The 22,322-nt window shown below is 67.4% G+C and carries 21 protein-coding genes; 18 read left to right on the forward strand and 3 right to left on the reverse strand.

The genetic code is table 11. The annotated features are described in order from the left end of the window. Positions 1-20 precede the first annotated feature (20 nt). The 13 genes from C1924_RS02965 to pncB all read left to right on the forward strand — a co-directional run bounded on the left by C1924_RS02965 (position 21) and on the right by pncB (position 12,255). Positions 21-1,241 (forward strand): type II secretion system F family protein, encoded by a 1,221-nt coding sequence (locus C1924_RS02965; protein WP_108764010.1) that lies wholly within the window; start codon positions 21-23, stop codon positions 1,239-1,241. A gap of 49 nt (positions 1,242-1,290) precedes the next feature. After that, a complete protein-coding gene (gene gspG / locus C1924_RS02970) occupies positions 1,291-1,734 on the forward strand; it encodes a type II secretion system major pseudopilin GspG (RefSeq protein ID WP_108764011.1) in 444 nt (147 codons plus the stop codon). Positions 1,735-1,740: 6 nt separating this feature from the next. Then, positions 1,741-2,235, forward strand: a complete 495-nt coding sequence (locus tag C1924_RS02975) for a GspH/FimT family pseudopilin (protein ID WP_108764012.1) — start codon at positions 1,741-1,743, stop codon at positions 2,233-2,235. After that, positions 2,232-2,651, forward strand: coding sequence for a prepilin-type N-terminal cleavage/methylation domain-containing protein (locus C1924_RS02980; RefSeq protein WP_108764013.1), 420 nt, complete (start codon positions 2,232-2,234; stop codon positions 2,649-2,651). The genes C1924_RS02975 and C1924_RS02980 overlap by 4 nt, the downstream gene beginning before the upstream one ends. Continuing rightward, complete coding sequence (locus C1924_RS02985; protein WP_108764014.1) at positions 2,648-3,280, forward strand: type II secretion system protein J; 633 nt, start codon at positions 2,648-2,650, stop codon at positions 3,278-3,280. The genes C1924_RS02980 and C1924_RS02985 overlap by 4 nt, the downstream gene beginning before the upstream one ends. Next, entirely contained in the window at positions 3,277-4,140 is an 864-nt protein-coding gene (locus C1924_RS02990) for a general secretion pathway protein GspK (RefSeq protein WP_108764015.1), read from the forward strand. Before C1924_RS02985 ends, C1924_RS02990 begins: the two co-directional genes overlap by 4 nt. Then, positions 4,137-5,300: a PilN domain-containing protein gene (locus C1924_RS02995; protein WP_108764016.1), complete on the forward strand. Its 1,164-nt coding sequence runs from the start codon at positions 4,137-4,139 to the stop codon at positions 5,298-5,300. The genes C1924_RS02990 and C1924_RS02995 overlap by 4 nt, the downstream gene beginning before the upstream one ends. Continuing rightward, entirely contained in the window at positions 5,275-5,982 is a 708-nt protein-coding gene (gene gspM / locus C1924_RS03000) for a type II secretion system protein GspM (RefSeq protein ID WP_108764017.1), read from the forward strand. The genes C1924_RS02995 and gspM overlap by 26 nt, the downstream gene beginning before the upstream one ends. Next, positions 5,972-6,766, forward strand: a complete 795-nt coding sequence (locus C1924_RS03005) for a general secretion pathway protein GspN (RefSeq protein WP_108764018.1) — start codon at positions 5,972-5,974, stop codon at positions 6,764-6,766. Before gspM ends, C1924_RS03005 begins: the two co-directional genes overlap by 11 nt. 9 nt (positions 6,767-6,775) lie before the next feature. Next, complete coding sequence (gspD, locus tag C1924_RS03010; RefSeq protein ID WP_108764019.1) at positions 6,776-8,998, forward strand: type II secretion system secretin GspD; 2,223 nt, start codon at positions 6,776-6,778, stop codon at positions 8,996-8,998. A 233-nt stretch (positions 8,999-9,231) separates the two neighbouring features. After that, positions 9,232-10,086 (forward strand): glycosyltransferase, encoded by an 855-nt coding sequence (locus C1924_RS03020; RefSeq protein ID WP_108764021.1) that lies wholly within the window; start codon positions 9,232-9,234, stop codon positions 10,084-10,086. Further along, on the forward strand, positions 10,083-10,922 hold the full coding sequence (locus C1924_RS03025; protein WP_108764022.1) for a glycosyltransferase family 2 protein: 840 nt from the start codon (positions 10,083-10,085) through the stop codon (positions 10,920-10,922). The genes C1924_RS03020 and C1924_RS03025 overlap by 4 nt, the downstream gene beginning before the upstream one ends. 142 nt (positions 10,923-11,064) lie before the next feature. Beyond that, positions 11,065-12,255, forward strand: a complete 1,191-nt coding sequence (gene pncB, locus C1924_RS03030) for a nicotinate phosphoribosyltransferase (RefSeq protein WP_108764023.1) — start codon at positions 11,065-11,067, stop codon at positions 12,253-12,255. A gap of 33 nt (positions 12,256-12,288) precedes the next feature. Here pncB and C1924_RS03035 read toward each other — a convergent pair whose 3' ends face one another. Continuing rightward, positions 12,289-12,654, reverse strand: coding sequence for a type 1 fimbrial protein (locus tag C1924_RS03035; protein ID WP_108764024.1), 366 nt, complete (start codon positions 12,652-12,654; stop codon positions 12,289-12,291). 432 nt (positions 12,655-13,086) lie between these two features. Between C1924_RS03035 and C1924_RS03040 the strand changes: the two genes are divergently transcribed. The 4 genes from C1924_RS03040 to C1924_RS03055 all read left to right on the forward strand — a co-directional run bounded on the left by C1924_RS03040 (position 13,087) and on the right by C1924_RS03055 (position 18,109). Then, on the forward strand, positions 13,087-13,635 hold the full coding sequence (locus C1924_RS03040; RefSeq protein WP_108764025.1) for a fimbrial protein: 549 nt from the start codon (positions 13,087-13,089) through the stop codon (positions 13,633-13,635). Between the two features lie 74 nt (positions 13,636-13,709). Beyond that, entirely contained in the window at positions 13,710-14,435 is a 726-nt protein-coding gene (locus tag C1924_RS03045) for a fimbria/pilus periplasmic chaperone (protein WP_108764026.1), read from the forward strand. 33 nt (positions 14,436-14,468) lie between these two features. After that, positions 14,469-17,093 carry a fimbria/pilus outer membrane usher protein gene (locus C1924_RS03050; protein ID WP_343125677.1) on the forward strand — a complete coding sequence of 875 codons (2,625 nt, stop codon included), beginning with the start codon at positions 14,469-14,471 and terminating at the stop codon, positions 17,091-17,093. Continuing rightward, a complete protein-coding gene (locus C1924_RS03055; RefSeq protein WP_108764027.1) occupies positions 17,084-18,109 on the forward strand; it encodes a fimbrial protein in 1,026 nt (341 codons plus the stop codon). The genes C1924_RS03050 and C1924_RS03055 overlap by 10 nt, the downstream gene beginning before the upstream one ends. Before the next feature lie 235 nt (positions 18,110-18,344). Here the strand turns inward: C1924_RS03055 and C1924_RS03060 are convergent, their stop codons facing one another. Both C1924_RS03060 and ettA read right to left on the reverse strand, forming a co-directional pair. Then, positions 18,345-19,661 carry an NCS2 family permease gene (locus tag C1924_RS03060; RefSeq protein ID WP_108764028.1) on the reverse strand — a complete coding sequence of 439 codons (1,317 nt, stop codon included), beginning with the start codon at positions 19,659-19,661 and terminating at the stop codon, positions 18,345-18,347. A gap of 92 nt (positions 19,662-19,753) precedes the next feature. After that, positions 19,754-21,418, reverse strand: a complete 1,665-nt coding sequence (ettA, locus tag C1924_RS03065; protein WP_108764029.1) for an energy-dependent translational throttle protein EttA — start codon at positions 21,416-21,418, stop codon at positions 19,754-19,756. A gap of 254 nt (positions 21,419-21,672) precedes the next feature. Between ettA and C1924_RS03070 the strand changes: the two genes are divergently transcribed. Next, a complete protein-coding gene (locus tag C1924_RS03070) occupies positions 21,673-22,146 on the forward strand; it encodes an RcnB family protein (RefSeq protein WP_108764030.1) in 474 nt (157 codons plus the stop codon). The last annotated feature ends 176 nt before the right edge of the window (positions 22,147-22,322 follow it).

The raw sequence follows: 22,322 nt of genomic DNA on the forward strand, positions 1-22,322 counted from the left end.
CGCGGGAGCTCGACGCTGACATGCCCATCTATCGCTACAAGGCACTGAACCCGCACGGCGAAGTCTTCGACGGGCAGATGGAAGCGGCCAGCGAAGCCGAGCTGATCGCCCGCCTGCAGGACCAGGGCCATCTGCCGATGGAAACCCGGCTGGCCGACGGTGGCGCGGCCGGCGGCAGCAGCCTGCGTGGCCTGTTCCGTCCGCGCCCGTTGCAGGGCGCGGCGCTGCTGCAGTTCACCCAGCAGCTGGCCACCCTGCTGGGTGCCGGGCAGCCGCTGGACCGCGCCCTGTCCATCCTGCTGGGCCTGCCCGAGGACGAACGTTCGCGGCGCGCGATCACCGACATCCGCGACGTGGTGCGCGGCGGTGCACCGCTGTCCGCCGCGCTGGAACGCCAGCACGGCCTGTTCTCGCGCCTGTACGTGAACATGGTGCGGGCCGGTGAAGCCGGTGGCAGCCTGCATGACACCCTGCAGCGTCTGGCCGATTACCTCGAACGCAGCCGCGCGCTGCAGGGCAAGGTGATCAACGCACTGGTGTACCCGGCCATCCTGCTGGTGGTGGTCGGTGGCGCGCTGCTGTTCCTGCTGGGTTACGTGGTGCCGCAGTTCGCGCAGATGTACGAAAGCCTGGATGTGGCACTGCCGTGGTTCACCAACGCCGTGCTGCAGCTGGGCCTGTTCGTACGTGATTGGTGGATCGTGCTGCTGGTGGTGCCTGCGGTGCTGGCCCTGCTGCTGGAACGGCAGCTGCGGCAGCCCGCCACGCGCCTGGCCCTGGATGGTTGGCTGCTGCAGCGGCGTGGCATCGGCCGCCTGCTGGGCGAACTGGAAACCGCGCGCCTGGCCCGCACCCTGGGCACGCTGCTGCGCAACGGCGTGCCGCTGCTGGGCGCGCTGGGCATTGCCCGCAACGTGCTGGGCAACCGCGCGCTGGCCGAGGATCTGGAGGCGGCCGCCGACGAAGTGAAGAACGGTACCGGCCTTTCGCTGGCGCTGTCACGCGGCAAGCGTTTTCCGCGCCTGGCACTGCAGATGATCCAGGTGGGCGAGGAATCCGGCGCACTCGATACCATGCTGCTCAAGGCCGCCGACACGTTCGAGCAGGACAGCGCACGCCGCATCGACCGCCTGCTGGCGGCGATGGTGCCGGCCATCACCCTGGTGCTGGCCTCGGTGGTCGGTGCGGTCATCGTGGCCGTGCTGGTGCCCCTGTACGACCTGACCAACGCCATCGGCTGACGATGGCTTTCCCTGCAACCCCGACTCACCGCAACTGAGAGGACCGACCATGCTTGCTTCCCGTCGACCGATCCGCCTGTCCTTCGCCAGCGCCCGCCACCAGACCGGCATGAGCCTGCTGGAAATCATCATCGTCATCGTGCTGATCGGCGCGGTGCTCACCCTGGTCGCCAGCCGCGTGCTGGGTGGCGCCGATCGCGGCAAGGCGAACATCGCCAAGGCGCAGGTGCAGACCGTGGCCTCGAAGATCGACAACTACCAGATCGACACCGGCAAGCTGCCCGCTTCGCTCAACGACCTGGTGACCGCGCCGGCCGGTGTCGGTGGCTGGCTGGGCCCGTACGCCAAGGCCGCCGATCTCAACGATCCGTGGGGCCATGCGCTGGAATACCGCGCGCCGGGCGAAGGCCAGGCCTACGATCTGCTCAGCCTGGGCAAGGATGGCAAGACCGGCGGCAGCAGCGTCGACGCCGATATCCGCTACGAGCCCTGATCGCGCATGACGCTGCACCTGCCACGTCGGCTGCCGGGCCCGCGCCTGCAGGGCCGGCGTGCGACCGGCCTGTCGCTGCTGGAAATGCTGCTGGTGATCGCATTGATCGCGGCCATCGGCCTGATCACGGCGGCCGGCCTGTCGCGTGGCTTTGCCGGCATGCAGCTGCGCAGTGCTGGCAAGGACATCGCCAACCAGCTGCGCATGGTCCGTGCGCAGGCGATCGCCCGTGGTGAGCCGCAGCGCTTCATGATCGAGCCGGCCGGGCACCGTTGGGAGGGTGCGGACCAGCGCCAGGGCACGGTGCCCGCGCCGATACAGGTGCGGTTTGAAGGCGCCGCGCAGCTGTCCGATGTCGCAGGGCAGGGCGTGATCGAGTTCCATCCCGATGGGGGCTCCAGTGGCGGCCGTATCCGTCTGCAGCGCGACGCCGCCGAATGGCGCATCGATGTCGGCTGGCTGACCGGCGAGGTCCGATCCGGTCCGTGGCGGGCGCAATGAAACACGCGGAGCGCGGCTTTACCCTGCTTGAAGTGATCGTGGCCTTTGCGCTGTTGGGGCTGGCCCTGACGCTGCTGCTGGGCAGCCTGTCCGGTGGTGCGCGCCAGGTACGCGAGGCCGAGCTGCGCACCCGCGCCGTGCTGCACGCGCAGTCGCTGCTGGCCAGTGCCGGCATCGAAGCGCCCCTGCAGGTCGGCAGCCAGAGCGGCCAGTGGGAACAGGGCCGCTACCAGTGGCAGCTGCAGGTGCGGCCGTGGAGCGAGCCGCGTGCCGGCGATGCCGCACCCACGCAGTCGCCGGGGGCGCCGTGGCTGGCCGAACTGCAGCTGCAGGTGCGCTGGGGGGACGGCGAACGCGAACGATTGCAGTGGCGAAGCCTGCGCCTGCTGCCGCCGGACCTGGAGAGCGCACGATGAAGCGTCGTGCAGCCGGCTTCACCCTGGTGGAAGTGATGCTGGCCACCGTACTGCTGGCCGGTGGCCTGGCGTTGGCCTTTGCCAGCGTGCGCGCGGCGATGACGGTCAGCCAGCGTGGCGAACAGATCGCCGCCGACAGCGAACGCATGCGTGCCGTGCAGGCGCTGCTGCGGCGGCAGCTGGGCGGTGCCCTGCGCAGCCCGATCGAGGCGCCCGATCCCACGCGTGAACCGGTGTATTTCCAGGGCGATGACCAAGGCATGCAGTTCGTCGCCGATCTGCCCGGCTATCTGGGCCGCGGTGGTCCCTATCTGCATACCCTGCAGGTGGATGGCCCGCCCGGCCAGCGCCGCCTGCTGCTGGATCTGGTGCTGCTGCAGGAGGGCGAGCGCCTGCCGGAAACGCCGCCGCGTCCACCCGAAGTACTGGTCGATGGATTGAAGGAAGTAACACTGCGCTACCGCGGCGTGGATCCTGCCACCGGGCAGATGAGCGACTGGCTGCCGCGCTGGGATGACACCCGGCGGCTGCCGCTGCTGGTGGAGGTGCAGATCGCGCCGGAGCGCGGCACGCCGTGGCCACCGCTGGTGGTAGCGCCGCGCACAGGCGGCATGGGTGGCGCGCGATGAACGGACAGCGGGGGGCCGCGCTGGTACTGGTGCTGTGGCTGATCGCGCTGATGACCGCGCTGGTCGGCGCCTTTGCGCTGACCGCACGCGTGGAGCATCTGCAGCAGCGTGTGCTGGACGACGATGCACGCGGCCAGGAGCGTGCCCGCGCCGGCCTGGAATACGCGCTGCTGCGACTGCGCCAGGACCCGCTGCGGCCGGCCTGGCAGGCTGACGGGCGCACCTATCGCTGGCAGTTCGATGATGTACCTGTCGAGATCCGCATCGTGGATGAGAGCGGCAAGATCAACCTGAATCTTGCTGACGCAACCTTGCTGGCCGCGTTCCTGCAGGCAGTGGGCGAGCCTCCGGAAACGGCACGGCAGCTGGCCGGTGCCATCATCGACTGGCGTGACGAAGACAGCCTGCTGCAGCCCGGCGGCGGTGCCGAGGCGCCCGACTATGCTGCGGCCGGCCTGCCGTATGGCCCGCGCAACAAGCGCTTCGAGACCCTGGGCGAACTGCAGCGGGTGCTGGGCATGCGTGCGTCGCTGTATTCGCGGATGCTGCCGTACCTGACGCTTTACAGTCGCCAGGCGCGTCCGGATGCCCGCGTTGCAGGGGCCCCGGTGCTGACCGCATTGGGCCTGGATGCCGAGCAGGTGCTGGCGCAGCGTGCCCAGCAGGAGCGTGACGAACGTTCCGGAGCGACGCCGTCAACGCTTGCCAGCAGCAGCGGCACCTATAGTATCGAGTCCCGTGCCCTCGACGGCAGCGGTCGCTTGTCGGTCCTGCAGGCGGTGGTACGCAATGGATCGGGCGGTGTGCCCGGACGAACCTACACGGTGCTTCGCTGGGAGCAGGGAATGGCAGCAAGATGACGGCATGGCAGGACAGCCTGCGGCAGGTGCAGGGGCGGGTTGGCCCCGGTGCGGGCCGTTTCCTGCGCTGGTGGCGGCAGTCCCTGCTGGCCTGGGTGCCGGCGCGTTGGCAGTGGGCGCTGGGCTGGTCGCAGACCCGCCTGCTGCTGCAGCGGCAGGGCGACCTGCTGCAGGTCTGGCGCGAAGCCGGGCAAGGCCTGGAACCGGTGGCCAGCCTGCCTTGGCCAACCTCGCCCGCCGATCTGGACCGGGTGCTGGAAGCGCGCCTGCGCAGCCTGCCGCGGGTCTGGCTGCTGGCCGCTCCGCAGGTGCTGCGGCGCACGCTGCGCCTGCCGATGGCGGCCGGCGACCGCCTGCGCGCGGTGGTGGGCTACGAGATCGACCGGCAGACGCCGTTCGAGGCCAGCCAGGTCAGCTACGACGTCTGTGAACGCGGCAGTGCCGGTGAAGGCCTGCTGCAGGTCGAACTGGTGGCCTGGCCGCTGCGCCAGCTCGATGCCTGGCGCAGCGAGGTCGGCGCCTGGGCCGATGCGCTGTCCGGTGTCGATGCACTCGACGCACAGGGCCAGCCGCTGCAGGTCAACCTGCTGCCGCAGGCACAGCGCACGCCACGGCATGACCCGATGCGGCGCTGGAACCTGCTGCTCGGTCTGGCCGCACTGGTGATGCTGGTGCTGGCGGCCGCACAACTGCTGGACAACCGCCGCGAAGCGGCCGACGCGCTGCGCGATGACGTCGAGCGCAGCGCCCGCAGTGCGCGTGGCGTGGCCAGCGAACGCAGCGAACTGCAGGCACTGCTGGATGGCGCCGCTTTCCTGGAACAGCAGCGTGCCCAGCGCGCCAGCACGGTGGAGCTGTGGAACGAACTGACCCAGCGCCTGCCCAATGGCACCTATCTGGAAAAACTGGCCATCGAGAACAACAACCTGCAGCTGATCGGCCTCAGCAGTGAAGCCTCGCAGCTGGTGCAGCTGCTGCAGGACGCGCCGCAGTGGCGCAAGGTCAACCTGACCGGCGTGCTGCAGGCCGATGGTGCCAGCAGCGGCCGTGATCGTTTCACCCTCACCGCCGAACTGCAGCCGTTGCCGGCCGCGAACGCCGCTTCGCCTGCCGCAGCCACCCGGGAGGCGGCCGATGCCGATGCCAAGCGTACGCCGTGACCGCTGGCTGGCCCTGGCACTGCTGGCAGCGGTGCTTGGCCTGGCCTACCTGCTGCTGGTGCATCCGTGGTTCACCCAACCCCTGCTGGCCATCAACGCCGACGTGGCCGCGCTGCGCGAGCGGCAGCAGCGCGTGCAGGCGCAGCTGCAGCAGCAGCCGCAGATCGAGCAGCGCCTGCAGCAGACCCGCGAAGCATTGCAGCAGCGCCCCGGCTTCCTGCGCGAAGCGACCGCTGAGGCCGCCGCCGCCGCCCTGGGCGCGCGCGTACAGGATGCGGTGGCCACGGCCAGCCCGGGCAATCGCAGCTGCACCATCAGCAACCGCACGCCGCTCACCGACAACCGCCGCGATGCGCAGTTCGTGCGTGTGGCCATGCAGGTACGCCTGCGCTGCGGCGTGGCCGAACTGGCGACCGTGCTGCACAGCCTGGAAACCGGCAGCCCGCGCCTGTTCGTCGACAACCTCAACCTGATCGCGCAGCGCTTCCAGCAATCGGCGAATGAATCGGGTCTGGGCCTGGATGTGTCGTTCGAGCTGGCGGGCTATCTGTTGCCCGGTGCCGCTGGCGATGTCGCCGCGCCGGCGGCGGGAGCTCCCGCAGTGCCGCCCGCCGCCGATGCCGATGCCGGCGCAGCACCGGCCGAGCCGCCGGTGGACGCGGAGGGCGCCGATGAAACGTGACCCCATCACCCTGCGCACCGGCTTCCTGCTGGCCCTGGCCGGCTGGGCAGGCGCGACCTGGCTGGCGACCGGGTTCGGCCTGGGCAGCCAGCTGCCACCCGCCATCAGCGAAGCCGGCGTGCAGCCGGCGCTGCCTGGCCTGCCGCCGATGGCCGCCGAGCGCATGGCCGCCGCCGACAGCTACAGCGCCATCGGCGAACGTCCCCTGTTTGCCGAAGACCGCCGGCCGCGCCCCTACCTGCTGGGTGGCAGCGAACCGGCGGGCAGTGCCGCATTGCGCCTGACCGGCGTGCTGCTCACCGACAGCTTCAGCATGGGTACCTTCACCACCGAACAGAACCGTTCACTGCGCCTGCGCCTGAACGGCGAAGCGGTGGATGGCTGGCAGCTGGTCGCCCTGGAGCCGCGCCAGGCCACCGTCATCGGCCCCAGCGGAAGCCAGGTGCTGGAGCTGGTCACCTTCAACGGGCAGGGCGGTGAACCCCCCACGGTACTGCGCGGTGCCAATGGCGCCGTGCCCCCGGCTGGTGTCGTGCCGTTGCCACCCCCACCACCGCCGGCAGCAAGCGCTGCCGCCACCAGCGCGCGGCCCAGCGCCGATGTCGTCAACGCAGCTGCTGGCGTGGCCGCTCCGCCATCGGCCACCCCGGCCGCCCCCGCCAACAACGGCCCCAGCGAAGCGCAGATGCAGGCCATCCGCGAACGCATCCAGGCCCGTCGTCGTCAGCTGCAGCAACAGCAGCAACAACCGTCGCCGTCCCCGGGCGATGGCACCAACCGATAGAGTGAATGCATGAACCTGCGTTTTCTGCCCTGGTCTCTCGCCCTGACGCTGCTGGTCGGCTGCGCCACCGTGTCCGGCCCGCACGTCCATCGCAGTGCCACCACGCCGCCGCCGGAGGCCGGTGCCGCCGCTGCCGATCCCCAGGTGGTCGAAGGGGATGCCGCCGCCGGAACGCCGCAGGCGGTCATCCGCCGTGGCAGCGGCACCATGATCAACCGCGAGGCCGCGCGTGCGCCGTCACCGGCCCTGCATTCGGCCAGTGGCGGCAGCGCCACCTTCAACTTCGAGGGCGAGTCGGTGCACGCGGTGGTCAAGGCCATTCTCGGCGACATGCTGGGGCAGAACTACGTCATCGCCCCGGGCGTGCAGGGTACGGTCACCCTGGCCACCCCCAAGCCGGTGTCGCCGGCACAGGCATTGAACCTGCTGGAAATGGTGCTGGGCTGGAACAACGCCCGCATGGTCTACAGCGGTGGCCGCTACAACATCGTCGCCGCCGACCAGGCACTGGCCGGTACCGTGGCGCCCAGTACCGCCCCGGCATCCAGTGCGCGTGGTTTTGAAGTGCGCGTGGTGCCGCTGCAGTTCATTTCAGCCAGCGAAATGAAGAAGGTGCTCGAGCCGTACGCGCGGCCCAACGCCATCGTCAACGTCGACACCGGCCGCAACGTGATCACCCTGGGGGGTACCCGGTCCGAGCTGGAAAACTACCTGCACACCGTCGAGATCTTCGACGTCGACTGGCTCTCGGGCATGTCGGTGGGCGTGTTCCCGATCCAGTCGGGCAAGGCCGAGCAGGTCGCCAGCGATCTGGAGAAAGTGTTCGGCGAGGACAGCAAGACGCCCAGCGCCGGCATGTTCCGCTTCCTGCCGCTGGAAAACGCCAATGCCGTGCTGGTCATCACCCCGCAGGCGCGTTACCTGGACCAGATCCAGCAGTGGCTGGATCGGATCGACACCGCCGGTGGCAGTGCCCGCCTGTTCTCGTATGAGCTGCGCTACATCAAGGCGCGCGACCTGGCCCAGCGCCTGGCCGAAGCCTTTGCCAGCAGCAACAACCGCAACAGCCGCGGCGCTTCAGCCGGGCTGGCACCGGGTGCAACGCCGATGCAGCTGGACAGCCGCGGCGGCGACTCCCGCAGCATCGACAACAGCAGCGTCAACGGCAACGATTTCGGCGGCAGCACGTCGGGCACCAGCAGCGCCAACGGCGGCATGGCCAGCACGATGAACCTGCCGCAGCGCCAGGAAGGCAACATCAGCGTCAGCCTGGACGTGGAAGGCGACACCGTGGGTGTCTCGGCCGTGGAAGAAACCAATGCACTGCTGGTGCGTGCCACCCCGCAGGCCTGGCGTTCGATCCGCGAGGTGATCGAGAAGCTGGATGTGATGCCGATGCAGGTGCACATCGAAGCACAGGTGGCCGAAGTCGACCTGACCGGCGACCTCAAGTACGGCGTCAACTGGTTCTTTGAAAATGCCGTGCAGGGCCAGGATTTCACCGGTGCCACCGGCGGCGCCACGTTGCCCAGCGCGCTGGGCCGCAACATCTGGGGCAGCTTTGCCGGCGCCATCACCGGCAGCGAGACCGGTTGGACGTTCCTCGGCAAGAACGCTGCCGCCGTGGTCAGCGCGCTGGACCAGGTGACCAACCTGCGCCTGCTGCAGACCCCGTCCATCTTCGTGCGCAACAATGCCGAAGCGCAGCTCAACGTCGGCACCAAGATTCCGATCAACTCGGTGTCGGTGAACACGGGTATCAGCGACAGCACCTACAGCACGGTGCAGTACCTGGATACGGGTGTGATCCTCAAGGTGCGCCCGCGCATCACCCGTGATGGCGTGGTGTTCCTGGACATCGTGCAGGAGGTCAGCTCGGCCGGTGCCATTCCGACCGGTTGCGACGCGACCAAGACCACCTGCAACCCGCCGATCAACACCCGCAAGATCTCCACCGAGGCGGCGCTGCAGAGCGGTGACACGATCATGCTGGCCGGCCTGATCACCAATTCCGATGAAGACACCTCCAGGGGTGTTCCGGGCCTGAGCCGGCTGCCGATCGTCGGTGGCCTGTTTGGCAGCAAGGGCAAATTGAACAAGCGCTCGGAAGTGATCGTGCTGCTGACCCCGACCATTGTCCGCAACGGTCAGGAAGCACGCACGCTGACCGACGAATACAGCAACCGCTTCCGCGCGATGGAACCGTTCCCCTCCCGCGACCGCAAGCGGTAGTGCCGGCCGCTGGGCAGTAGATCCACGCCATGCGTGGATGAACTGTCAGATATCGATGTTGGACATGGGGTCGGATCCCGTTGCTCAGCAACGGGATCCGACCCCGCCCACCCACGGATCGCCCGTTGTTGCCGTTGCCGTTGCTGCTGCCGGCCAGCGGCCGGCACTACCGCGGGTGCAGGGCGCAGCCCTGCCGGTGCTACGCTACCGCCACCGACTACCACGGAGGCGGGATGGGGGCGATCGTGTTGTTGCCGCTGGGCGTGGACGATGCCGCGCTGGACCGCTGTCTGGCCGCGCTCGATGCGGGCACGGCGGCGGGCACCGCCGTGTGGCTGGCCGATGACGCACAGGCCGGGCCCCGTGCCCAGGCCGTCGTTGAACACTGGCTGGCGCATACACCGCTGCAGGCCGAATACACCCGCCGCTCGCGACCGCTGGGCGAAGTCGCCCACCTCGATGAAATGCTGCGCGCCTGCGAGGGCCTGGACGTGGCCGTGCTGGCCCCGGACAGCGTGCCTGCACCCGGTTGGCTGCAGCAGCTGCAGGCCGCCTTCGCCCGCGATGCCGCCATTGCCACGGCCACGCCCTGGTGCAATGCCGGTGAAACCGCTGCGTGGCCACGCCTGGGGGAGATCAATCCGGAACCGACCGACAGCGCGCTGCTGGCCCACGCCTGTGCCTGCCTGCCGAACCTGCACCCGGAACTGCCCTCTGCCGTGACCCACGCCGTGCTGGTACGCGGCAACGCGCGCCGCCGTGCCGGTGGTCTGGACGTCGACAGTTACCTGGGGTGGAACGCCGCCCTGGTGGACCTGAGCCTGCGCATGGCCGGGCTGGGCTGGCGCAACGTGCTGTGCGAGAACGCCTTCGTCAGCCGTGCCGGCGAAGCCGTCAGCCGCGAGGGTGATCTGGAGGCGCTTGCCACGCGCTGGCCGGCTTGGATGCCGCGGCTGGCCGATTTCCTCATGCACGATCCCGTGCATGCACTGCGCGATGACCTGCAGCAACGGGTGCAGCAGGCGATAATGCCGCGAGAGCAGGGCGACCTGTTCGCCTCGCCCCCGCCGTCGGAGTCGCCTGCTTGAACCCTGCCATCGCCGCCATCGTCGTTACCTACCAGAGCGGCAGCACCATCGATGCCTGCCTGGGGCGGCTGCGCCAGGCACAGGACGTGGCCGAGATCCGGGTGGTGGACAACGGTTCGCAGGATGACACCCTGGACATCGTGCAGCGCCACGCCAGCCACGATCCGCGCGTGCGTTTCATCGGCAACCCGGACAACCCCGGTTTTGCCGCCGCCAACAACCAGGGTGTGGCGGATTCGACCAGCCCGTGGCTGGCGTTCATCAACCCCGATCTGCTGGTGGAAGCGGACACCCTGGCCGCACTGCGGGCGCGCGCAGAGACAGTGGGCGATTGCCTGCTGGGCGTGGAGCAGGTGGACGAACACGGCTTCGCCGATGACGCAGTGCGTCGGCGCGATCCGGATTTCCTGGCCATGCTGCGCTCGCCCGCCCGCGGTGGGCGGCTTGCGATTGCGCGTGACCCGGCGCAGACCCTGCAGCAGGTGCCGGCGCTGTCCGGTGCGCTGCTGCTGATGTCGCGCGCGCTGTTCGACCGCATCGGCGGCTGGGACGCCGGCTATCGCCTGCACGCCGAAGACCTGGACCTGTGCCGTCGCGTCCGCGATGCCGGGGGCGTGGTGGCCATCGCCAACGACCTGCGGGTGGTCCATGTGCGTGGCGTCTCCAGCCGTTCGCGGCCGTTCTTCGTCGAATGGCACAAGCACCGGGGGCTGTGGCGCTACTTCAGCAAGTTCGAGGCGAAGCAGCGTTCGTGGCCGGTACGGGTGATGGTGTGGGGCGCGATCTGGGCACACGCGGCGATGCTGGTGCCGAAGCTGCTGCGCAAGGCACTCTGATCCCTGTAGCGCCGAGCCCACGCTCGGCTGCATTCCGTTCCGGGTCCATGACGTCTGAGGCAAGAGCAGCCGAGCATCGGCTCGGCACTACACAGCGCCGCCGCGAATCCGCGATTCACCCTTTCGGGCGCATAATTGCCCCATGGCCATCATCCAGTCCCTGCTCGACACCGACCTGTACAAATTCACCATGATGCAGGCGGTGCTGCACCAGCACCCCGGCGCCCTGGTCCAGTACCGGTTCAAGTGCCGCACCCCCGGTATCGACCTGGCCAGCTACATCGACCAGATCAACGAGGAAATCGACCACCTGTGCAGCCTGCGCTTCAGCGATGAAGAGCTGGACTACATGCGTGGCCTGCGCTTCGTGAAGCCCGACTTCGCCGATTTCCTCGGCCTGTTCCACCTGGACCGCAAGTACATCCAGCTGACGCCGTCGAAGACGGTGCCGGGTGAAATCGACCTGGACATCACCGGTCCGTGGCTGCATACCATCCTGTTTGAAGTGCCGCTGCTGGCGATCATCAACGAAGTCTGGTTCCGCAATACCACCACCGCCGATTTCGCCGAGGGTGAGCGCCGCCTGCAGGCCAAGGCCGCACTGCTGCGCGATACCCCCGGATTCGAGCAGTGCCGCATCGCCGACTACGGCAGCCGCCGCCGCTACTCGCGGGACTGGCATGCGCGCCTGCTGCCGCTGCTGCGTGATGCGCTCGGCCCGCAGCTGGTCGGCACCAGCAACGTGCACTTCGCGCGGCTGTATGGCATGACCCCGCACGGCACCATGGCCCATGAGTACCTGCAGGCCTTCCAGGCCCTCGGCCCGCGCCTGCGCGATTCGCAGGTGGCCGCACTGGAATCGTGGGCACGCGAGTACCGCGGCGACCTGGGCATCGCCCTGTCCGACGTGGTGGGGCTGGATGCGTTCCTGCGCGATTTCGATATGTACTTCTGCAAGCTGTTCGACGGCGTGCGCCACGATTCCGGCGATCCGTTCGACTGGGGCGATCGCATGCTCGCCCATTTCCAGCAGCGCCGCGTCGATCCGCGCAGCAAGGTGCTGGTCTTCAGTGACGGCCTGGACATCACCAAGGTGATGCGCCTGTACGACTATTTCCGTGGCCGCTGCCAGGTGGCCTTCGGCGTGGGTACGCACCTGACCAACGATCTGGGCCCGACCCCGCTCAACATCGTCATCAAGATGGTCCGCTGCAATGGCCAGCCGGTGGCCAAGCTGAGCGATTCGCCCGGCAAGAGCATGTGCGATGACCCCGGCTACCTGTCCTACCTGCGGCAGGTGTTCGAGCTGCCCCCGGAAGTGCCCCAGGGCTGATCCACCCGATCGGCTACCCCGGAACGATCACGTTCAGGGGTAGTCGACACGCACCAGATACGCGCCCTGCAGCGGCTGCTGCTTCGGGGCTTCCAGGCGATAGCTTTCCGAGAACACCAGATCGCCCGCGCGCAGGCTGCGGGCAGCCACGGCCAACTGCTGGCCCTGGCGCTTGCCATCGCGCAGCACCGCGCTCTGCCCTTCGTCCATGGCCACCAGCGCCACCGTCGCGCCCTTGGCCGACAGCGGGCAACCTTCCAGGCGCAACTGCTGCTGATCCACGCGCGCCGAACAACCGGGATCGACAATCCGGCCGCTGAAGCGGATCGTGCCGCCATCGGCATGTGCCAGTGAACTGACGCCCATCAGGGCCACACAGAGCAGGATCGAGGTCTTCATGACGTTCTCTGGTTCGACATATGTCTGTTAACGACAGGCCAGAACAGTCTTTAAGGGTCAGAAATTCGATCTGGAAGGTGCGTCACTGAACAATAGTGATGCACGTCAAATATTGAGTTTTTGCCTTGAAATACAGCCTCTTCCTCGCCCTGTGATGCGCGCGTAAACCGCGTGGTGCAGGAGTGTGACGCACGTTCGATCTGCGTCAGAGGCATGGCGAGCTATCACGCCAAATATTTGGCGTCAATGTGCGTTGCGACACACCTATTACGTGAACTGGATCACATTTGTGATCTATACTGTCGACTCGGACCCAAGGATGGCGTCATCGCGGGTCCGGCCACAGGTGAGACGCAAGGATGGGTCTGATGCCCGGCAGTGCTCCTTGCTTCCTCCTCTACGTCCACATTCCTCAGTAGGGTTAGAAAGCAAATGCGCAAGATCAATCTGTTCGCCGTCCTCCTGCTTGCTGCCGCACCGCTGGCCGCCAACGCCGCCGATGGCACGATCACCTTCAAGGGCAAGGTCACCGACGTGACCTGCCAGATCACCACCCCGGCCGGCAAGGACTTCACCGTCAACCTGCCGACCGTGTCGAAGGCCTCGCTGGCCGTCGCCGGTGCCACTGCCGGTCGTACCCAGTTCGCGATCAACCTGAGCAAGTGCGGCACCAACAGCAACGTCGCCACCTACTTCGAGCCGGGTGCCACCGTTGATTTCGCGACCGGCCGCCTGCTGAACCAGACCCCGACCACCGCCAACGGTGCCGGCAACGTGCAGGTCCAGCTGCTGGGCAGCTCGTTCGACGTCCTGCCGATCAAGGCCGCCAGCACCGGCCTGGCCCAGACCAACTCGCAGTGGGTCAACACCGGCACCGCCGGCACCGCTGACCTGAACTACTACGCTGAGTACTACGCGACCGGCGCAGCATCGGCCGGCGAAGTGAGCACCAACGTCAAGTACACGATCATCTACAACTGATCGTTGCAGCACGGCCCTTGTCCGGTGCTGGCACCGGGCAGGGGCACTGCATCCACCCACGGGTAGTTCCTCCGATGAAAGCCTTCCTTTCCCGGACGCTGCTGACGGCCGCGTTCTCACTCTCTTTGTGCCCGACGGCGCTCGCTGGCGTCGTCATCAACGGTACGCGGGTGATCTACCCCGGCCAGGCGCGCGAAGTCACCGTGCAGGTGGACAACGTGGGTGATTCGCCTTCGCTGGTCCAGGCCTGGATCGACAGTGGTGATGCGAACCAGACCGCCGACAGCAGCGACGCGCCGTTCGCGCTGACGCCGCCCATCAGTCGCGTCGAGCCGGGTCGCAGCCAGGCGCTGCGGGTGATGTTCACCGGCGCAACGTTGCCGACCGACCGCGAAACGGTTTTCTGGTTCAACGTGCTGGACGTGCCGCCGTCGCCGACGCGCACGGGCGATGCCGACCAGAACCTGCTGCAGGTGGCGTTCCGCTCGCGCCTCAAGCTCTTCTATCGCCCGCAGGGGCTTCCCGGTACCGCCAACGAAGCGCCCGCGCTGCTGCGCTGGAGCCGCACGGGCGACCGCCTTCGCGTGGAAAACCCGAGTGCGTACCACGTCACCTTGGCCGAAGTGCATGCGCTGGCAGGCACACGCGACGAGGTGGTGGAGGACAAGGGAAAAATGGCCGCGCCCGGTCAAAGCCTCGAATTCACCGTGCCTGCGGCAACCACGCAGGTGCGCTTCATCACCATCAATGATTTTGGCGGCCGCGTAGAGCGCACCGTCGATCTCGCCCGCGGGAACTGATCGAACCGCTGCATGCAGGCAGCACCCCCCGTCATGGCTGCACCGCGGCCGTCGTCAAGGAATGTCAGTGTGATTGGAAACAGATTGACATTGTCGATCCGGCAGGCCATGTGCCTGCTGGCCGCTGGCGTGGCGTGCCCAGGATGGGCTGTGGCAGCACCTGCAAACCTGGGCGAGCAGGCGTTGATGGCGCAGAGCGCTGCAGTGACCGCCGCCGCACCGGCGCAGGCCCAGTTCAATTCCAGCTTCCTGTCCGGCAAGGCCGGCCAGGTCGATCTTGCCGCCTTCGCCAACGGCAATCCGATGGTCGCGGGCAGCTATCGGGTGGATGTCTACGTCAACGGCGCGTGGCAGGGACGACGTGACGTCGAGTTCAAGGCCGATGCCGAGGGCAAGGTCGACGCCTGCCTGAGCCTGCCGCTGCTGGAAGAATTCGGTGTCGATACCGAGGCGGTCCTGGTCCAGCAGGATGCTGCCGTGCCTGCATCCAACGATGCCTGCGTACCGGTGCAGCAGCGCATGGCCAATGCGTTCGGCACGTTCGACAGTGGCAGCCTGCGCTACGACCTGAGCATTCCGCAGGTGTTCCTGCGACGCCACGCACGCGGCTACGTCAACCCGGCGCTGTGGGACCGTGGCATCAACGCCGGCTTCCTCGGTTACACCTTCAATGCCGTCGACAGCAGGACGCGTACCGAAGGCGGTGGCCGCAACCGCACGGCGTACCTGGGCCTGAATTCCGGCATCAACCTGGGGGGCTGGCAGCTGCGCCATGATTCCAACCTGACCTGGAGTGACGGCAACGGGCGCCATTGGCAGAGCATCGCCACCTATGCCCAGCGTGGCATCGCGCAGGTGCGCGGCATGCTGACGGTCGGCGAGGCGTTCACCAGTGGCGAACTGTTTGATTCCATCGCCTACCGGGGGGCCAGCCTGGCCACCGATGACCGCATGCTGCCCGACTCGCTGCGCGGTTACGCGCCGGTGGTACGCGGCATTGCTGAAACCAATGCACGGGTGGAAGTGCGGCAGAGCCAGCAGCTGATCTACTCCACCACCGTTTCGCCAGGCAGCTTCGTCATCGACGATCTGTATCCCACCGGCTACGGCGGCGACCTGGAAGTGTCGGTCATCGAAGCCGATGGCCGCCGCCGCACTTTCAGCGTACCGTTCGGCTCGGTGCCGCAGATGCTGCGCGCAGGTGTCTCGCGCTATGCAGTCACCGCCGGTCAGGTGCGCAACGACCTGCTGCGCGATGATCCGTGGCTGCTGCAGGGCACCTGGCAGCGCGGCATCGACAACCGGGTGACGGTCTACGGCGGCAGTGCCTTGAGCACGGGCTACGTTTCGCTGCTGTACGGGGCGGGCGTGTCGACCCCGGTGGGTGCGTTCGCTGCCGATGTCACCCACGCGCGGACACGCCTGGACACGTTGGGCGAGCGCTCCGGCGCCAGCGTGCGCCTGAGCTACAGCAACCTGATCGGCGAGACCAACACCAATCTGACCCTGGCTGCGTACCGTTATTCCACTGGTGGCTTCTACAGCCTGCAGGACGCTCTGCTGGTGCGCGATGACCTTGGCCGCGGCAACGATCCCAGCCTGCGTGGGCGCCAGCGCAGCCAGTTCCAGGTGACCCTCAACCAGCCGCTGGGTCTTCGCGGCGGCTCGCTGTATGTCACCGGCGCGCTGCGCGACTTCTATGATCGTCCCGGCACCAGCAAGCAGTACCAGGTGGGCTACAACAACGCCTGGCGCTCGTTGAACTTCGGCGTGTCCGCCATCCGCACCGAAGAAGGACTCGCCGGTACCGCCGACACGCAGTACCTGCTGTCGTTGAGCGTGCCGCTGGGGCAGGGCCGCCGCCAGCCGATGTCGTTCAGCGCCGACGTGGGCATGCGTGACAGCGCTGGCTATGACTCCAGCCGCCTCGGCATCACCGGTTCTGCCGGCAGTGACAATGAACTGAGCTATGGCGTTGCACTGTCCGACAGCCGCGAGGGTGGCACCACCGGCATCGCCAACGCCGAGTACCGCAGCCGCTACGCCGCGACGAGCGCCTCCTATGGTTACTCCAGTGCATTCCGCCAGTTGGCCATCGGCGCGACAGGCAGCCTCGTGGTGCATGGCGGTGGCGTAACGCTTTCCCCGCAGCGCGGCGACACGCTGGTGCTGGTGAAGGCCGAGGGCGCCCGTGATGCCCGCGTGGCCAATGCGCCGGGCCTGCGCATCGACGGCCGTGGCTATGCCGTGGTGCCCTATGTTTCGCCGTACCGCCTCAACACCATCACCCTCGACCCGCAGGGCATGTCGCTGGACGTCGAGCTGGAAGGAAGCAGCCAGTGGATCGCCCCGTACGCCGGTGCGATCAGTCTGCTGCGCTTTGAGACGCGACAGGGGCGCGCGCTGCTGATCCAGGCGCATGGCGACGATGGCAGCGCGCTGCCGTTCGGTGCACAGGTGAAGGATCTGCAGGGCCAGCCAGTGGGCATGGTCGGGCAGGGCGGACGTGTGTACGTGCGTACTGCAGATGACAGTGGTCGACTGCAGGTTGAATGGGGCAGCGCCGCTGATGCGCGCTGCACGATCGAATACACGGTGCCCGCTGGCGCCGACACCGGCCCGGCCGGACTGACTACCGTGGAGGCCACATGCCGCTGATGAAGATTCGCCGTGGCACCCTGGTGATGGCGCTGCTGGCCGCGGGCATGGGCCTGTCCGGGCAGGCGCTGGCCGCGTGTGCGATCAACGTCAGCGGCTATGTCGCCCAGGACGTCGAGATGGACATGGGGCAGGTGGTCATTCTTCCCAGTACGCCGGTGGGAGGAGTGATCAAGCAGCTGAGCGTGCCGATCCGGCAGCGCGACAGTGTCGGCCGGTGTACTGGCGGGGGCCGGCTGATCGGCATCTACAGCAACGCTGCGCAGCAGAACCCAACCTCATTTGCCAACGTATACCAGACCGGCGTCGCCGGCGTGGGTATCCGCCTCTATCGGGATTCGGGCGAGATCCAGACCTATTACCCCCACTCGATCAACTACAGCGGCAACACCACCGTATCGATCGTGGGCGGCATGTTCCGGATCGAGTTGATCAAGACTGCTGCCCAGACGGGTTCAGGCACGATCGCGCCCAATGGCCGCTTCACCAATTACTACTTCGATGGCAACGGTCCCGGTCGCCCCGTGCTGACCTCGTCATTCAAGGGCTCGGGCACCACCGTCGTCAGCCCCACCTGCGAAGTGGACGCGGGCAGCCGCAACATCGTGGTGGATTTCGGCAGCGTGCCAAACGCCACCTTTACCGGCGTGGGCTCGCGTGCCGTCGATCGTGATTTCGGCATCACCCTGCGCTGCCAAGGCAGCAACGTGGCGCAGTACCAGAGCACGATCGGCATCCAGCTCGATGCCACAGCGGCCAGCGGCAACCAGCCGGGCACGCTGGCCATCACCAGCGGCAGCAACAGCGCGACCCGCATCGGCATCCAGATCGTGCGCCGCAATGGCAGCAGCGAGCAGAACATCAGCTTCGGCGACAGCCTGATGCTGGGCGATACGGTGACCGGCACCTCGTCGATGACCCTGCCGCTGCGCGCGCGCTACATCCAGACCCAGGCGGGCACGGTAGGGCCGGGCGAAGCCAACGGCACCGCCACGTTCACGATCACCTACAACTGAACGGTAGCGGTAGAGTCGACTGTCAGTCGACTGCTTCCAATGAAACGCCCGAAATCCCCGCGCTGCGCGCGCTAGTCGACTGACAGTCGACTCTACCCGGGCGCCGCCTCGGCCACCCCGCCACCCGTTCCCGGGCGGTGCCTCGGCCACCCCGCCACCCGTTCCCGGGCGGTGCCTCGGCCACCCCGCCACCCATCTCTGGTAGTGCCGGCCGCTGGCCGGCAACCCCGTCCGTTCATTCCAACGCGTAGCGCAGCACGAACAGCGTCGCCACCAGCCACACCGCCGGGTGCACCTCGCGCCAGCGGCCGGTACCGGCCTTCAATGCGGCGTAGGCGATGAAGCCGAAAGCCAGGCCATTGGCAATGGAATAGGTGAAGGGCATCGCCAGCGCACACAGCGCCGCCGGTACCGATTCGGTCAGGTCGCTCCAGTCCACCTCCACCAGCTCGCGCAGCATCAAGCCGGCCACGAACAGCAGGGCAGGGGAGGTTGCATAGGCAGGCACCATCGCCGCCAGGGGCGAGAACAGCAGTGCCGCCAGGAACAGGGCGCAAACCACCAGGGCGGTCAGGCCGGTACGGCCGCCCACCTGCACGCCGGAGGCGCTTTCGGCGAACGCGGTGGTGCTGCTGGTTCCCAGCAGTGAACCGGCCACGATGGCGGTGCTGTCGGCCAGCAGTGCACGGCCGAAGCGCTTCTGCGCGCCCGGCAGCTTCAGCAGGCCGGCACGGCCTACCACGCCGTACAGCGTGCCGGTGGCATCGAAGACTTCCACCAGCACGAACACCAGCACCACCTGCAGCAGCACCGCGATCGGTGCACCGCCGTCGTGGTGCAGCAGGCCGGGCAGGTCCAGCTGCAGGAAGGTCGGCGCCAGGCTCGGCGGCAGCGAGACCAGGCCGTGGTACTGCACGTCACCCAGCGCCCAGCCTGCCGCGGTCACGGCCAGGATGCCGATGAGGATGGCCCCGCGCACGCGGCGCGCTTCCAGCACGGCAATCAGCAGGAAGCCGCCCAGCGCCAGCAGCGGTGGCGCGGTGTTCAGCGGCCCCAGCGCCACCAGCGTGTCTTCGTTGCCGATGATCACGCCGGATTTCTGCAGCGCGATGATCGCCAGGAACAGGCCGATGCCCGCCACGATGGCCGAGCGCAGCGACGAAGGTATGCCCGCCACCAGCCACGCGCGCACGCCGGTCAGCGACAGCACCAGGAACACCAGGCCGGAAATGAACACCGCGCCCAGTGCCTGCTGCCAGGGCAGCCCCGCCGCACCCACCACGGTGAAAGCGAAGAACGCGTTCAAGCCCATGCCCGGCGCCATGCCCACCGGGAAGTTCGCCGCCAGCGCCATCACCGCCGAACCCAGCGCCGCAGCCAGGCAGGTGGCCACGAACACCGCACCAGCATCCATCCCCGTAGTGCCCAGAATTTCCGGGTTGACGAAGACGATGTAGGACATCGTCAGGAAGGTGGTGACACCGGCCAGCAGCTCGGTACGCACGGTGGTGCCGTGCTGCTGCAGCTGGAACAGGCGTTCAAACAGGGGCATGGGGTCTCTCACAACAATTGGGCGTCACCACCAACGGTGGTGACCTACCAGAATGCAGAACGGCCGCGCAGAGCGCGGCCGTTCTTTCTTTCTTACTTCAGCGCCTTGAAGCGCAGGCGCTTCGGCGCGGCGTCGTCGCCCATGCGGCGGCGCTTGTCTTCTTCGTACTCGCGGTAATTGCCCTGGAAGAACTCCACGTGCGAATCACCTTCAAACGCCAGGATGTGGGTCGCGATGCGATCCAGGAACCAGCGGTCATGCGAGATGACGAAGGTGTTGCCCGGGAATTCCAGCAGCGCATCTTCCAGCGCACGCAGGGTTTCGATGTCCAGATCGTTGGACGGTTCGTCGAGCAGCAGCACGTTGCCACCCTGCAGCAGGGTCTTGGCCATGTGCAGGCGGCCACGCTCACCACCGGACAGCGAACCGACCATCTTCTGCTGGTCCTGGCCCTTGAAGTTGAAGCGGCCGATGTAGGCGCGCGACTGGATCTCGATGCCGTTGATGTTGAGGATGTCCAGGCCGCCGGCGATTTCCTGGAAGACGTTGTGGTTGCCCTCCAGCTTGTCGCGGCTCTGGTCGACGTAGGACAGCTTCACGGTCGGGCCGACCACGATTTCGCCCGAATCCGGCTTTTCCTGGCCGGTGATCATCTTGAACAAGGTCGACTTACCGGCACCGTTCGGACCGATGATGCCGACGATGGCGCCGGCCGGCACCAGGAAGCTCAGGTTGTCGAACAGCAGGCGGTCGCCGAACTTCTTCGAGACATTCTTGAACTCCATCACCGCGTTGCCCAGGCGCTCGCCCGGCGGGATGAAGATTTCATTGGTCTCGTTGCGCTTCTGGTAATCGACCGACTGCAGCTCTTCCAGGCGGGCAAGACGCGCCTTGCCCTTGGTGCGGCCACCCTTGGCGTTCTGGCGCGACCATTCCAGTTCCTTCTGGATTGCCTTCTGGCGGGCCTTTTCCTGGTTGTCTTCCTGCTTCAGGCGCTCGTCTTTCTGGGTCAGCCACTCGGTGTAGTTGCCCTTCCACGGAATGCCGCGGCCGCGGTCGAGTTCCAGGATCCACTCAGCGGCGTTGTCCAGGAAGTAGCGATCATGGGTGACGGCCACCACGGTACCGGTGTAGCGCGCCAGGAACTGTTCCAGCCATTCCACCGACTCGGCGTCGAGGTGGTTGGTCGGTTCGTCGAGCAGCAGCATGTCCGGCTTCTGCAGCAGCAGGCGGCACAGCGCCACGCGGCGCTTTTCACCACCGGACAGCTTGCCGACCACGGCATCCCACGGCGGCAGGCGCAGCGCATCGGCGGCCACGTCCAGCTGGTTTTCCAGGGTGTGCGCGTCGCCGGCGGCGAGGATCGCTTCCAGGCGTTCCTGTTCCTTGGCCAGCGCGTCGAAGTCGGCGCCTTCCTCGGCATAGGCCAGGTACACCGCGTCCAGCGCGGCCTGCGCCTGCAGCACTTCGCCCACGCCTTCCTCGACCGCTTCACGCACGGTCTTGGTCGGGTCCAGCTCCGGTTCCTGCGCCAGGTAGCCGACCTTGATGCCCGGCTGCGGGCGGGCTTCGCCCTCGAAATCGGTGTCCACGCCGGCCATGATCTTCAGCACGGTGGACTTGCCGGCGCCGTTCAGGCCCAGCAGGCCGATCTTCGCGCCCGGGAAGAAGGACAGCGAGATGTCCTTGATGATCTGCCGCTTGGGCGGGACCACCTTGGACACGCGGTTCATGGTGTAGATGTATTGCGAGGACATGAGGTCTCCGTAGGGGCGCGGCCCTGCACCCGTCCGTCAGCGGGAAGCTCCCGGACGACAGCGGGCACAGACTGAATGGAATACCCCCGATTATAGCCGGAACCGGTTCCCGGCCGCGCCTGCTGGGGCGCTGCGGGGCTGGCCGAAGGCTGAATACAAAGCGGAATGCGTCAGCGGGAAGCGTTTCCAGCCGGAAACGGTTCAGATCGCCTGCGCAATATGGACATCACCATCCACTGCAGCAGAGGTCTGTCATGCGCATCAACCTTATCGTGGCCGGGGCCATGGCCTCTGTGCTGGCGCTGGGCGCTGTCGCCCCGGCATTTGCCGACAACGACCGTGACCGCCGCGAATGGCGGGAGGACCGCCGCGAAGACCGCCGCGAGTACCGGCATGACGTGCGCGAGGCCCGTCGCGACTACGAACGGGACCGCCGCGACGCCCGCCGTGACTGGCGCCACGACCACGGCTACCGCCCGGCACCGCCGCCGCCGCGGGTGGTCTATCGCCCCGGCTATCGTCCGGGCCCGGGTCCGGGCTACGGCTGGCAGGTCGGCCACCGCTATCGCGACTACTACCGCGGGCCGGTCTACGTGGTGAACGACTACCCGCGCTACCACCTGCGCCGCCCGCCGTACGGTCACCAGTGGATCCGCGATGACCGCGGCAACATGCTGCTGGTTGCCATCGCCACCGGCGTCATCGCCCAATACGTGCTCAGCCGTTGAAGGCCGGGGTCGGATCCCTTTCCATGGGAAAGGGCTCTGACCCCAATCCGCAGCCGACCACCGGGGTCGGATCCCTTTCCATGGGAAAGGGCTCTGACCCCAATCCGCAGCCGACCACCGGGATCGGATCCCTTTCCATGGGAAAGGGCTCTGACCCCAATCCGCAGCCGACCACC

It is taken from the genome of Stenotrophomonas sp. ESTM1D_MKCIP4_1, from assembly GCF_003086895.1.
Lineage (GTDB): Bacteria > Pseudomonadota > Gammaproteobacteria > Xanthomonadales > Xanthomonadaceae > Stenotrophomonas.